Annotated in this window: 12 protein-coding genes; 3 read left to right on the top strand and 9 right to left on the bottom strand. The window is 52.9% G+C overall.

Annotated elements, in window-relative coordinates; translation table 11 throughout:
• The first annotated feature begins 27 nt into the window (after positions 1-27).
• Positions 28-2,475 (top strand): glycogen phosphorylase, encoded by a 2,448-nt coding sequence (gene glgP / locus EC840_RS21470; RefSeq protein WP_113877225.1) that lies wholly within the window; start codon positions 28-30, stop codon positions 2,473-2,475.
• Positions 2,476-2,536: 61 nt separating this feature from the next.
• Here the strand turns inward: glgP and glpD are convergent, their stop codons facing one another.
• From glpD to ulaG, 9 genes are all read right to left on the bottom strand, one after another.
• Positions 2,537-4,048, bottom strand: a complete 1,512-nt coding sequence (glpD, locus tag EC840_RS21465) for a glycerol-3-phosphate dehydrogenase (protein WP_112291928.1) — start codon at positions 4,046-4,048, stop codon at positions 2,537-2,539.
• A gap of 277 nt (positions 4,049-4,325) precedes the next feature.
• Positions 4,326-5,084: a DeoR/GlpR family transcriptional regulator gene (locus EC840_RS21460; protein WP_112291926.1), complete on the bottom strand. Its 759-nt coding sequence runs from the start codon at positions 5,082-5,084 to the stop codon at positions 4,326-4,328.
• 9 nt (positions 5,085-5,093) lie between these two features.
• Positions 5,094-5,927 (bottom strand): rhomboid family intramembrane serine protease GlpG, encoded by an 834-nt coding sequence (glpG, locus tag EC840_RS21455; RefSeq protein ID WP_112291924.1) that lies wholly within the window; start codon positions 5,925-5,927, stop codon positions 5,094-5,096.
• A gap of 108 nt (positions 5,928-6,035) precedes the next feature.
• The gene (locus EC840_RS21450) at positions 6,036-7,304 is read right to left on the bottom strand and encodes a HipA domain-containing protein (protein ID WP_132966995.1); all 1,269 of its coding nucleotides are present in this window, start codon (positions 7,302-7,304) and stop codon (positions 6,036-6,038) included.
• Positions 7,301-7,789 carry a helix-turn-helix transcriptional regulator gene (locus EC840_RS21445; RefSeq protein WP_132967020.1) on the bottom strand — a complete coding sequence of 163 codons (489 nt, stop codon included), beginning with the start codon at positions 7,787-7,789 and terminating at the stop codon, positions 7,301-7,303. Before EC840_RS21445 ends, EC840_RS21450 begins: the two co-directional genes overlap by 4 nt.
• A gap of 119 nt (positions 7,790-7,908) precedes the next feature.
• A complete protein-coding gene (locus EC840_RS21440) occupies positions 7,909-9,099 on the bottom strand; it encodes a PLP-dependent aspartate aminotransferase family protein (RefSeq protein WP_132966993.1) in 1,191 nt (396 codons plus the stop codon).
• Positions 9,100-9,286: 187 nt separating this feature from the next.
• Positions 9,287-9,607 carry a thiosulfate sulfurtransferase GlpE gene (glpE, locus tag EC840_RS21435; RefSeq protein WP_113877222.1) on the bottom strand — a complete coding sequence of 107 codons (321 nt, stop codon included), beginning with the start codon at positions 9,605-9,607 and terminating at the stop codon, positions 9,287-9,289.
• Positions 9,608-9,691: 84 nt separating this feature from the next.
• Positions 9,692-10,447: an HTH-type transcriptional regulator UlaR gene (ulaR, locus tag EC840_RS21430; RefSeq protein WP_113877221.1), complete on the bottom strand. Its 756-nt coding sequence runs from the start codon at positions 10,445-10,447 to the stop codon at positions 9,692-9,694.
• Between the two features lie 228 nt (positions 10,448-10,675).
• Positions 10,676-11,740, bottom strand: a complete 1,065-nt coding sequence (gene ulaG, locus EC840_RS21425) for an L-ascorbate 6-phosphate lactonase (protein WP_132966991.1) — start codon at positions 11,738-11,740, stop codon at positions 10,676-10,678.
• 414 nt (positions 11,741-12,154) lie between these two features.
• Between ulaG and ulaA the strand changes: the two genes are divergently transcribed.
• Both ulaA and ulaB read left to right on the top strand, forming a co-directional pair.
• Positions 12,155-13,558 (top strand): PTS ascorbate transporter subunit IIC, encoded by a 1,404-nt coding sequence (gene ulaA, locus EC840_RS21420; RefSeq protein ID WP_112291912.1) that lies wholly within the window; start codon positions 12,155-12,157, stop codon positions 13,556-13,558.
• Positions 13,559-13,600: 42 nt separating this feature from the next.
• Positions 13,601-13,909 carry a PTS ascorbate transporter subunit IIB gene (gene ulaB / locus EC840_RS21415; protein ID WP_013573565.1) on the top strand — a complete coding sequence of 103 codons (309 nt, stop codon included), beginning with the start codon at positions 13,601-13,603 and terminating at the stop codon, positions 13,907-13,909.
• Positions 13,910-13,915: the final 6 nt, after the last annotated feature.

The following is a 13,915-nucleotide window of genomic DNA, read 5'->3' as shown; positions in this document are numbered from 1 at the left end:
AGCTAACTTGATCGGGAATGTAACGTTATGACTTCACCGTTTAATTACAACTCACCGACAGTCAGTGTCGAAGCGCTAAAGCATTCGATTGCTTATAAACTGATGTTTATTATCGGCAAAGATCCGTCCATTGCGACGCAACATGACTGGCTGAACGCCACGCTGTTTGCGGTTCGCGATCGTATGGTGGAACGCTGGCTGCGTTCTAACCGTGCGCAAACTTCACAGGACGTCCGGCAGGTTTATTACCTGTCGATGGAGTTTCTGATTGGACGAACCCTTTCCAATGCGTTGCTGGCGATGGGGATTTACGACGATCTGAAAAGCGCGCTCGATGAAATGGGCTTTGATCTCGAAGAACTGATCGGCGAAGAAAATGACCCGGGTTTAGGCAACGGCGGCCTCGGACGGCTGGCGGCGTGCTTCCTCGATTCGCTGGCCACGCTGGCGCTGCCGGGACGCGGTTACGGTATCCGCTACGAATATGGCATGTTCGCGCAAAGCATCATCAACGGTGAGCAAAAAGAAGCGCCAGATTACTGGCTGGAATACGGAAATCCGTGGGAATTCCAGCGTTATAACACCCGCTATAAAGTGCGTTTTGGCGGACGTGTGCAGCACGAGGGCGTCAAAACCCGCTGGCTGGAAACCGAAGAAGTCATCGCCTGCGCCTACGATCAGGTGATTCCGGGTTATGACACTGATGCCACCAATACCCTGCGGTTGTGGGGCGCGCAGGCCAGTAACGAAATCAATCTGGGTAAATTTAATCAGGGCGATTACTTTGCGGCGGTGGAAGATAAAAACCATTCCGAAAACGTGTCGCGCGTTCTGTATCCCGATGACTCGACCTATTCCGGCCGCGAGCTGCGGTTACGCCAGGAATATTTCCTGGTGTCGGCGACCGTGCAGGACATCCTCAACCGCCATTACACCACGCACCATACTTACGACAATCTGGCCGATAAAATTGCTATTCACCTCAATGACACGCACCCGGTGCTGTCGATCCCTGAGCTGATGCGTCTGCTTATCGATGAGCATAAATTCGAATGGAAAGACGCGTGGGAGACGGTGTGTCGTGTGTTCTCTTACACCAACCACACGCTGATGAGCGAAGCGCTGGAAACCTGGCCGGTAGACATGATCGGCAAGATCCTGCCGCGTCATCTGGAGATTATTTTCCAGATTAACGATCACTTCCTCAAAGAAGTGGCGGAGAAAATTCCCAACGATAACGGCCTGCTGTCACGCGTTTCGATAATCGATGAAGGGAATGGCCGCAAAGTGCGGATGGCATGGCTTGCGGTCATCGCCAGCCACAAAGTCAACGGCGTGTCCGAGCTGCATTCCGAGCTGATGGTGCAGTCGCTGTTTGCTGATTTTGCCCGCGTTTATCCGGATCGTTTCTGCAATAAAACCAATGGCGTGACGCCGCGCCGCTGGCTGGCACTGGCCAACAAACCGCTGTCGGCGGTGATTGATGACGCCATCGGCCAGACCTGGCGTTCTGATCTCAGCCAACTGGCGGAACTGAAACAGAATCTGGATTACCTGAGTTTCCTGCAGGCGATCCGCAAGGCCAAGCTGGACAATAAAAAGCGGCTGGCGCTGTATATCGCCCAGAAACTGAACATTGTGGTGGATCCGAAAAGCCTGTTCGACGTGCAGATCAAACGCATCCATGAATACAAACGTCAGCTGATGAACGTGCTGCACGTCATCACCCGTTATAACCGTATTCTGGAAGAGCCGGACGCCGGGTGGGTACCACGCACGGTGATTTTCGCCGGTAAAGCGGCATCGGCCTATTACGCCGCCAAACAGATCATCCGGCTGATCAACGACGTGGCGACGGTGATCAACAGTGATCCGCGTATCGGCAACAAACTGAAGATCGTCTTCATCCCTAACTACAGCGTCAGTCTGGCACAGCTGATCATTCCGGCGGCCGATCTTTCCGAGCAGATCTCGCTGGCGGGTACTGAAGCGTCTGGTACCAGTAACATGAAATTTGCCCTGAACGGCGCGCTGACTATCGGTACGCTGGACGGTGCCAACGTCGAAATGCTCGAACATGTGGGTGAGGACAATATCTTTATCTTCGGCAACACCACGCCGCAGGTCGAGGAACTGCGCCAGAAAGGTTACAACCCGCATACCTATTTCGAGCAGGACGCTGAACTGCATCAGGTGCTGACGCAAATCGCCACCGGTGTCTTCAGCCCGACCGAGCCGAAGCGCTACACCAACCTGTTCGATACGCTGGTCAATCTTGGCGATCACTATCAGGTGCTGGCGGATTACCGCAGTTATGTCGATACGCAGGATAAAGTCGATGAGCTGTATAAACTGCCGGAAGAGTGGACGCGCCGCACGTTGCATAACATCGCCAACATGGGCTATTTCTCTTCGGATCGTACCATTCAGGAATACGCCGATGAGATCTGGAATATCAAGCCGGTGAAGTTGTAGAGCGGGAATAAAGGTGGGACTTTCAGCTCCTCCCCCTTCGCAGGGGGAGGAGCTAACTAATTTAAGATGCCAGCGACAAATGTTTCTTCTGCTGTTTGTGTGTTTCCAGCCATTCGGCGACGCGTTGTTGCTGAGTTTTATCCAGCCACATACCGAGTTTTGTACGACGCCAGATAGCATCATCAAGCTGTGAAACCCACTCTTTTTCCACCAGATAACGCAGTTCCGCTTCGTAGAATCCGTGACCGAAATCTTCGCCCAGCGATTCCAGGCTGGTCGCGTCATTCAGGAACAGCTCCGTCTGGCTGCCGTAAGTCCGTGCATACCGGCGTGCCAGTGATTCCGGTAACCATTTGAAGCGGGTGCGCAGATTGGCGCTGTAGGTATCACGGTCACCGTTCAGTTTCCCGCCCGGCAATACGGCCGTTTTGGTCCACGCCGGACCGGCTTTCGGATAGTACTTCACCAGTTTTTCCAGCGCGTGTTCCGCCAGTTTACGGTAGGTGGTCAGCTTGCCCCCAAATACAGAAAGCAGCGGCGCTTTGCCGTCCTGATCGTGAACGTCGAGCGTGTAATCGCGGGTCACGGCTTGCGGTGAATCAGATTCGTCATCACACAGCGGACGCACGCCGGAATAAGTCCAGACGATGTCTTCGGTGGTCAGCTGTTTCTTAAAGTGGTCGTTATACACTTTCAGCAGATAACCGATTTCTTTATCGTCGATTTTCACGTCTTTCGGATCGCCATGATATTCCACGTCGGTGGTGCCGATGATCGAGAATTCATCCATCCACGGGATCACAAACACAATACGGTGATCTTCGTTTTGCAGAATGTAAGCCTGCGGCTGATTGTGCGCACGTGGCACCACAATATGGCTGCCTTTGATCAGACGAATACCGTAAGGCGATTTCAGCTTCAGGCCGTCGTCGAAGAAGTGTTTTACCCACGGACCGGTAGCATTCACCAGACCTTTGGCGCGCCAGGTATAGGTTTTGCCGGTGTCGATATCTTCGGCTTCCACCATCCACATGCCGTCTTCACGCCATGCGCGGGTCACCCGGGTGCGGGTACGGACTTCGCCGCCACGCTCTTCCACTTCCTGAGCGTTGACGACCACTAAACGCGCGTCATCCACCCAGCAGTCTGAATATTCAAAACCTTTGGTCAGTTCGGGTTTCAGCACGGATTCACTGCCGAATTTCAGGCCCTTACTGGCCGGCAGGCTGGTGCGTTTGCCCAGATGGTCGTACAGGAACAGTCCGGCGCGGATCATCCAGGCCGGACGCAAATGCGGCTGATGCGGTAAACGGAAACGCATCGGGAAAGCAATATGCGGCGCCATTTTCAACAGCACTTCACGTTCAGCCAGCGCTTCGCTGACCAGACGGAATTCGTAATGTTCCAGATAGCGCAGGCCACCGTGGATCAGTTTCGAACTGGCCGAAGAGGTCGCGCAGGCCAAGTCTTGCGCTTCAAGCAGCAGAACAGACAGCCCGCGGCCAGCTGCATCTACTGCGATGCCGGTACCATTAATACCGCCACCAATTACGATCAAGTCTTTGGTTTCCACGTCATCTTCCTCCAGATGTTCGCAATAGCTCTTTTATGTTCGTTTTCGCTCATGATTGTAATCGAGAATCGACAAACAAGCCAAGCGTTAACCAAATAAAAACAATTATGCGTGATGAAGGTAACATTTTTGTGTCGGTTTCGAGCATAAAGGCAAAGAGGGAACGAAACCGAACGCGGTGAGACGTGGAATTTTTCGAAATTGTTCGTTTGAAAGAGAAAAGAGGAGGGAGAAGAAAACCAGGAGCACGGCATTCGCGCTCCTCAAAAAACAACAATCAGCAGAGTTCGAGATGAACGTCGTATTTATCGATAATGCTTTTTACGCTGTCCGGCGGCTGTTTGTCGGTAAACATGTAGTGGATTAAATCCATTTTACCGAGGTTTACCATGGCGTTACGGCCAAATTTAGAATGGTCAGTGACCAGCATGACGCAGCGTGAATTTTCGATAATCGCACGTTTGGTTCGCGCTTCGTGATAATCGAATTCGAGCAATGAGCCGTCCATATCAATGCCGCTGATGCCGAGAATGCCGTAATCGAGGCGGAACTGAGAGATGAAATCGAGCGTCGCTTCACCCATGATCCCGCCATCACGGGCGCGAACTTCGCCGCCGGCAAGGAACAGACGGCAGTCATCTTTCGCACTGTACAGCGTGGCGACATTCAGATTATTGGTGACGATACGCAGGTCTTTATGATTCAGCAGCGCATGTGCCACGGCTTCCGGCGTGGTGCCGATATCGATAAATAAAGTCGAACCGTCGGGGATCTGGCTGGCAACGCGCGCGGCAATCCGCGCTTTCGCTTCTGACCACATCACTTTACGGTCGTTATACGCCGCATTCACTGAACTCGACGGTAATGCCGCACCGCCGTGGTGACGGTGAATTTTATTCTGTTCTGCCAGGTCATTGAGATCACGGCGAATAGTTTGCGGGCTGACTGCAAAATGCTCCACCAGCTCTTCGGTACTGACATAACCCTGCTGGCGGACTAAATCGATAATCGCATCATGGCGTTGTGTTTGTTTCACCCGGAGCCCCTACTTACTTTTTTTGTTGCGCGGAGTGCGCGTATCAACAAATGCCATCACCAGACCCAGACCCAGGCCAAAGGCGTGTGCGGCATTAGCCACGGCTGCGCCACCTGTGGCATAACCGATGAACATAAAGATCAGAGAAATAACCAGCAATCCGCCGGGCACGTACAAGCGGCTTTCCGGTTTCAGTTGCCCGGTCAGCCAGGCGTAACCCATCAGCGCATACACCACGCCCGACAGTCCGCCAAACCAGACGCCGCTGACCATCGACTGGCCCCAGCCGCTGATTAAGGCAGAAATCAGTGTGACAGTGAATAATTTTCCGCTGCCCAGATGCATCTCAATCTGGCTGGCCAGATACCACCACCAGGCGAGGTTAATCAGTAACGCGATAAACGAGAAATTCATCAGGGCAGGCGTGAACCAGCGCCACACCTGGAAGACGCGCGAACTGTCCGGCCACGCCAGCCAGCTCATCACTAATTCGTCACCCACCATTTGTTGCAGGATAAACACCGCCAGACATAACACAATCATGCCGATGGTCAGCGGACCCGCGCGGGAGCGCAGACTTTTAAGAAACGGGGTGTGCGACATTTTTAAATGCGGCTGCGCTTTTCCGGTTTTCCAGCTGGCTTCCTGATAACGCGGGTGCAGCGGATCGCGGACAAACAACGCGACCTGTTTTTCGGCCTCTTCCAGACGGGATTCGTCTTCCAGCCAGAGCTGAACTTCCTGACTTTCAAGTTTTATGGTCAGTGTAAAACCCTGCGTTGCCATGTAATCGACAAACGCCTGAGCGAGGCGGGGATTGTTCAGATTTAGAATGCGCACCATAGCGTTAAGCGGTTTCCCTAATTGTTTGACTGCTGTAATTCATTGTTATGTAGACAGGCGATAACGGTATCGCCCGATTATCTGTCAGCAGGCGTCTGGTTAACAGTGTCATGCTAACCTAAATGCTGACGACATCGCACTTTGCTCGCGTGCAGAGAGGCCAATTTTGCTGGCAATTGTTGGCCACTGCCTGACGATTTGCCGGCAGCGCCAGATGATATCCTGCGCATCGCTGTCTGAAATGCGAAAAACTGGCGCGACGGAAAGCGCTAAATCGAGATCCATCGCATTATCAGATTCGCTGATATTCAGTTTCAGTCCTGTGCTTTGTGCCACCGGATTCATGTCGTAGGCCGGTGCAAGACGCCATCCTTTTCCCGGTTCCAGCAGAAAGCCGTGATTACGCAGATAATCGTCGGTATTGGATACCAGTAAGTTGAAAACGATGCGCGACCAGAGTTCGCGTAAATCCTGATTGGGTTGTGCGCCCTGATTAATAAGTACCGCTGCCAGCTCAAGGTAGCTGACACCGCAAGAGGCGTCATCGCCATCCTGGTGGCCGGTCAGTGTCATGGCCGAGGCAAAATGTTTACGCTGACCCTCTGCCGTCCGGTCAAAACGCTTCACTAAAAAACAGTGGTGAGGATTGGCATAGCGGCGGGCAAGGCTTTCAGGCACATTCAGACCACAAGCTTTTGCCAGCGTATTGACCACCAGTTCCCAGGCGCCGATATCATATTCGTCATTAATGCTGGGGAATTTTGCTATCCAAAGATGACCATCTGGTGCGCTGACGCTGGCTTTCGGTCGGGCGCCGCCAAGCGATCCGCCCGGTGCAATCAGTAAACGTAACCATTCATCACCCGCGGCATCCTGATTTTCACTGTCCTTTTCCAGCGCCCGGCTGGCGGCTTCGAGTTCGCGAATCTGAATGAAAGGAGGAGCCGCGACATCATGACGGTCATCCAGAAAATTGCCTTCATCATTGAGCCGAAACCGCAGCGCGCCGATACGAAAATTGTCATGAACGCCCAGCAGGCAATCAGATTCATGCAGACGTTGAGTTGCAGGGGCCACGCCTGCGCGTTTTTCCCGTTCCAGCCGTCTTTTCATCAACAACCGTCCCCAGCGATCCGGACTGGTATCCGCGAAGGCACCAAAAATATCCTGCCCTTGTGCCGGATATTGCGGGCCAGTGAATAAACCTATCCGTGGATCAAGCTGAAGATTGGCAAAATCAGGATGCTCCAGCGCAGCCTGATCATATTCAAAGGCAAAAATTTCACGACCTGCGGCCTGATGCACATTGAGATAACCGATGCGCAAAGCTGCAGGGAGGGGGTTCCAGTCGGCATATACGGCAATCCTTACCGTCATTTCTTCGTCCTTTTAGGGGTTTTTTTACCGGTATCTTCACCCTCCTGAAGCAGTGACGCTAATGAACCGGCACTTAAAAAATCATCCCTGGCCCAGTCACTTTCGGTATCCGTTTCCTCAGATTTTAAAGGAGGACTCTCTGAGGGCGCAGATGAGGGCGTCCGTTTTGAACGGGAATTGCGTGAGATGGGTTTACGGGGAATTAATGTGGCGTCCTGTAACTGGCGGCCGAACGGATCATCTTTGAGCAACAAATTGAGATCTTGTTCTACGCCCAGAACCTGCATTACCGCCAGACACGCACCGAGAGTGACGCCTGTGTTGCCGCGTTCAAGATTGCGCAATGTCATGGGAACCATACCTGCGCGTTCTGCGACCTGCGCTGCCGTCAGTTTGCGGCGCAGCCTCGCCAGACGAAGACGATCGCCAAATTCAGTTAATAGCGATTCAGTTGCCGGGAGCAAAGGTGACGTTTTACGGGGCATAGTAGCAGCCAATGTGAAGTGTAAACTGAAAGTATTATGGCGATATATGCTCAATATCGCCATAATAATTACACTTTAGCATGCAGGAGATGTGATGCTCAGCGCGATTTCCGAGTCTTTTACAACCCTTCCAGCGCCTGTTGCAGGTCCGCAATCAGGTCTTCGGTGTCTTCAATACCGATACTGATGCGCACCAGTCCGTCGGTAATACCGCTCTGACGGCGGATTTCCGGCGCGACGGCACTGTGCGTGGTGGACGCCGGATGGCAGGCCAGCGAATCGGTGTCTCCCAGAGAAACCGCCTGCGTGATGATGCTCAGCTTATCGAGGAAAGTTCGTGCCGCGTTCAGCCCGCCTTTCAGCTCAATGGCCATAATCCCGCCAAACAGTTTCATTTGTTTAGATGCCGTAGCGTGACCCGGATGCTGTTTCAGTCCCGGATAAAACACGGTGTCTACTGCGCTGTGCCCGTCGAGGAATTCCGCGACTGCCTGCGCGCTCAGAGAGCTGGCCTCGACGCGCAGTGGCAAGGTTTTCAGGCCGCGGATCAGCAAACTGGCTTCGAACGGACTCAGATTTCCGCCGAACTGTTTCAGGCCCAGGGTACGGATTGGCGTGATCAACGCCGCAGAACCGGCCACCACGCCGCCGGTCGCATCGCCATGACCGCCGATGTATTTGGTCGCGGAATGCAGAACGATATCAATGCCCAGTTCCAGCGGGCGCGTCAGGTACGGCGTGGCAAAGGTATTATCCGCCACACTGACTGCACCGGTGGCTTTGGCAAGGCGGGCAATTTCTGCCAGATCGGCGATATCCAGCCCCGGGTTAGCCGGTGTTTCCACCAGTACCACTTTGGTATTTTTGGTGAATGCCGCTTCCAGTTCGTTCACATTCGTGACGTGAACCGGTTTGATGCCATAGCGCGGCAACAGGTTGCGCACCACACCTTCGGTGCCGCCGTACAGCGTGCCGATATGAATGATTTCATCGCCGGGAACCAGCAGGGCAAACAATGTGGCGCTGATCGCCGCCATGCCACTTGCGCAGGCCACGGCGGTTTCTGCGCCTTCGAGTGCCGCCAGTTTCTGTTCGAAAACGGCCACCGTCGGATTGGCGAAACGGCTGTAGATATAGCCGGGCTCTTCACCGCTGAAACGACGTGCGCCGCTGTCAAAGTCCGGGTACGAAAATGCCGATGCGGCGGTGATAGGTGTCGCAATCGCGCCGGTCAGGGCATCGGGCTGCTGTCCGCCATGAACGGCGAGCGTACGCATCCCTAAAGAACGTGAAGTGTTCAGATGTTTCATCTTGGAATCCTGTCGATAGTAGGCGGAAATTATATCAACACTGGAGAAAGGTAGCTTTTTCAGCTTAAGAACATTTTCGGCGCAAACTCATTAGCCTGGTTATAAAGACCTGGGCTAAAACGCCCCGGTTTATAAAGACCCGGTTTATAAAGGCTATAGCCTGCGCCGGAGGCAATTAAAGGTGGGATCAGGCTTCGATATCTTGCGGGAAGGTTTTTGACCAGGCTTCGAAACCGCCGTCAACGCTGTACACCGACTCGAAACCCTGAGAAATCAGGAATTGCGCGGCGCCACGGCTGCTGATGCCGTGATAGCACATCACCAGTACCGGCGTTTTGGCATCGGCCTGCTGAATAAAGGCGGGCAGGCTGTCGTTGCTCAGGTGATAAGCGCCCGGGGCATGTGCTGCGCTGAAGCTTTGCGGGTCGCGGATATCGACCATCACGGCGTCGCCTGAGGTCAGGCGGGAATGCGCTTGTTCAACGCTGATTGCTTCAAATTGTTCCATTCTGGTCGTGCCTCATAAAAGGTTATGCCGCTATTCTACCCAATAATTGCGCGACTAAGACCAGACGAAAAGCAGGGTTAAGCATTAAACGAGGATCACCTGCACACCTTTCTGGCGTAATTGTTCGATGATTTCACTGTTGGCTTCTTTGCCGGTGATCAGCACATCGATTTGCTCGGTGCGGCTGAACAGCATACCTGCACGTTGGCCGATTTTGCTGCTGTCGACCAGTGCCGCCAGTTTTCCGACATAATTCAGCATCTTCTGCTCGGCCATCGCCGTCAGCATGTCGGTTTTATACAGGCCGTCAGTGGTCAGTCCTGCGCCGCTGGTGAACATCCAGTGCCCGGCATACAGGCTGGCGTCGCCGTCCTGTGGCGCTAAGGTAATTGACTGACTTTTATTGTACTGACCGCCCATGATCACCACGCTGTCGTGTTCCTGCTCGATCAGATAATTGGCCAGCGGCAGATAATTGGTGATGACCTGAATATCTTTTCCGCACATTTCGCGCCCCAGCAAAAACGCCGTCGACCCGCAGTTAATCACCACACTTTCACCCGGCTGGCACAGTCCGGCAGCCGCTTTGGCGATGCGCATTTTCTCGTTGAGATTGTGCGTCTGATGGATGTTCAACGGCGTCCAGTTCTGACGCGGCTGATTCACGGCTTCCGCACCGTTACGCACTTTACGCAGTTTGCCCAGTTCGTTGAGTTTGGTGATGTCACGACGCGCCGTAGCGGGTGAAATATCAAACTGATCAATCACATCAGCGACGGAAATCTGCCCCTGACGTTGCAGCAGATCGAGAATAGCATTGTGGCGTTGTGGCTCAGTCATGGTGGCTCCGGGCAAAATCGTTAAATGATTATTCCATGATTATAAACGAGCAGTAATGCGAAATGCATTGTTTATGAAGGCGCAAATTAATCGACCTCAATCAATACCCAAAATAATTCGAGTTGCAGCAAGGCGACAATCTCAGGAAGCCCCGGGAGCTTAGTTAACTAAGTGACCGGGGGGAGTGAGCGCAGTCAACGCATCTGCAACTTGAAGTATGACGGGTATTTATAAGAAGGATTTAAACGGCAGGTCGGTTTCTGTCGTAAAGCAGTCTTCAAAGCCACGCGGATAATGATATTCGAAATTATCCTTATCATCCGGATAGGTGAATTTACCGCCAACCTGCCAGATAAACGGTTTGAAGCCGTATTTCAGGCGATCTTTTTTCATCTCCCACAGCACACGGATTTCCTGCGGATCGGCCTGGAAATTCGACCAGATATCGTGATGGAACGGAATCACGACTTTGGTGTTCAGGGATTCCGCCATGCGCAGCATATCCACGCTGGTCATTTTGTCGGTCACGCCGCGCGGGTTCTCGCCATAAGAGCCGAGGGCCACGTCAATCTGATACTCGTTGCCGTGCTTGGCGTAATAGTTGGAATAGTGCGAATCGCCGCTGTGATACAGGTTTCCGCCCGGCGTTTTGAACAGATAATTCACCGCACGCTGATCCATCATATCCGGCAATACGCCGGCGGCTTTCTGGTCTGCGGGCAGGGTGATCAGCACCGTGCGGTCGAAGGAATCCAGTGCGTGAATTTCCACGTCTTTGATCCGCACCACTTTGCCCGGCGTCATCACGATACAGCGGCTGGCAGGCACGCCCCAGCTCATCCACAAATCCACGCAGGTTTGCGGGCCGATGAACGGGACTTCAGAAGAACAGTTTTGCATGACAGCGGCGGCCACGTTCACATCGATATGATCGTTATGATCGTGGGTGGACAACACCGCGTCGATCTCCCTGATCGCAAAGGGATCGAGAACGAACGGCGTGGTGCGCAGATTCGGCTGGAGCTTCTTCACACCGGCCATGCGCTGCATCTGGTGGCCGGTTTTCATCAGCGGACTGCTGTGATTCTGCTTGCCCACGCCGCACCATAAATCGACGCAGATATTGGCGCCGCCCTCAGACTTCAGCCAGATCCCCGTACAGCCCAGCCACCACATGGCGAAGGTGCCCGGCGCGACTTTTTCCTGCTCGATTTCTTCGTTTAACCAGGTGCCCCATTCCGGAAAAGTGCTGAGGATCCAGGACTCGCGGCTGATCGTTTCTACTTTGCTCATGGTATTCCCTCATCTGAGTTGGCTTTGAAATAGAGTCACAATAAATCATTTAATGATTATATGTGATTTGTTTGTGAGAAAGTTATCATCGAAAACTCATCATGACAATGGTTTTCAGGATGTGTTTCTCAGCGGGAATAGCGACGGGATTGGATGAAGATGTAAGGATTTAGCGAGATATCCGTTTTTTTCAAAATGATTATAGTATTGAAATGCATAGTAAATATAAGAATTTTCATTGCGGTGGCAATGACACGTCATGACGATATCTTGCGAGACTGCTCACAAATAATCATTATGAATCTTTATCTGATTCGATGTGAGCATTAGAGTGCACCTGTCCCTCACTGTTTAGCGCGGAGTTTGCTATACAAACGTGCTGAAGAGATCAAACAAGGTCAGACGGAGAGTCTTATGGAATTCCTCTACACCATCTTCACCGTATTTTTTAATCAGGTTATGACCAACGCGCCGTTGCTGTTGGGGCTTGTGACCATGCTCGGTTACATCCTGCTCAGGAAGAGTGCGACGGTGATCATCAAGGGCACCATCAAAACCATTATCGGCTTTATGTTACTGCAGGCAGGATCCGGCATTCTGACCGGTACCTTCAAACCGGTGGTGGCAAAACTTTCAGAAGTGTATGGCATTAACGGCGCAATATCAGACACCTATGCGTCGATGATGGCCACGGTTGAGCGCATGGGCGAGGCCTACAGCTGGGTCGGATACGCGGTGCTGATCGCGCTGGCGCTGAATATTCTGATGGTGGTGTTCCGCCGCATTACCGGCATTCGCACCATCATGCTGACCGGCCACATTATGTTTCAGCAGGCGGGGCTGATTGCGGTGTTCTTCTTCATCATGGGCTACCCGATGTGGACGACCATCTGGTCAACCGCAATTCTGGTGTCATTGTACTGGGGCATCACCTCGAACATGATGTACAAACCGACGCAGGCCGTGACCGAAAACAGCGGCTTCTCGATTGGTCATCAGCAGCAATTTGCCTCGTGGATTGCCTGTAAGGTCGCGCCCTATCTCGGTAAAAAAGAAGACAGCGTTGAAAACCTTAAATTGCCGGGCTGGCTGAATATCTTCCACGACAATATCGTCTCTACGGCCATCGTGATGACCGTATTCTTCGGCATTATTCTGTGCTCCTTTGGCCTCGATACCCTGCAACAGATGGCCGGAAAAACTCACTGGACGATTTACATCCTGCAAACCGGTCTGATGTTTGCGGTGGCGATTTTCATCATCATTCAGGGCGTGCGCATGTTCGTCGCTGAGTTGACGGAAGCCTTTAACGGCATCTCCCAGCGCTTAATTCCCGGTGCCGTTCTGGCCATCGACTGTGCGGCTATCTACAGCTTTGCGCCGAACGCCGTGGTCTGGGGCTTTATGTGGGGCACCATCGGCCAGCTGATTGCCGTCGCCATTCTGTTTGGCATGGGCTCTTCCATCATGATCATTCCCGGCTTCATCCCGATGTTCTTCTCAAACGCCACCATCGGCGTGTTTGCCAACCACTTCGGTGGCTGGCGTGCGGCGCTAAAAATCTGTCTGGTGATGGGGATGATCGAAATCTTCGGCTGCGTCTGGGCCATCAAACTCACCGGTCTGAGCGCCTGGATGGGCATGGCCGACTGGTCAATTCTGGCACCACCAATGATGCAGGGCTTCTTCAGCCTCGGCATGGCCTTTATGGGGATCATTGCGGTCATCGCATTGCTTTACATGTTCTTCGCCGGTCGCACCTTGCGCGCTGAAGAAGATGCTGAAAAACAAACACTTAATCAGTCCGTTTCTCACTAATGACTTCTCATAAATGATGTATCAGCAAACAAAGAGGTTCTCATGACAGTACGAATTCTGGCGGTATGCGGTTGCGGGCAGGGCAGTTCGATGATCATGAAGATGAAAATCGGCCAGTTCCTGACCCAGGAAGGCGTGGATCACACCATGAACAGCTGCGCAGTGGGGGAATACAAATCTGAGCTGAGCGGCGCCGACATTATTGTCGCCTCCACACACGTGGCGGATGAAATCACCGTCAGTGGCAACAAATACGTGGTCGGCGTGCGCAACATGCTGTCGGCGGCAGACTTCGGTCCGAAAGTGATGGAAGTAATTAACGCGCACTTTTCCGCTGACCTGAAAAAGTAAGGAGCG

Source organism: Rahnella sp. JUb53 (genome assembly GCF_004346065.1).
GTDB lineage: Bacteria > Pseudomonadota > Gammaproteobacteria > Enterobacterales > Enterobacteriaceae > Rahnella > Rahnella variigena.
The sequence above is the reverse complement of the archived record's forward strand: the minus strand, read 5'-3'. Positions and strand labels throughout refer to the sequence as shown.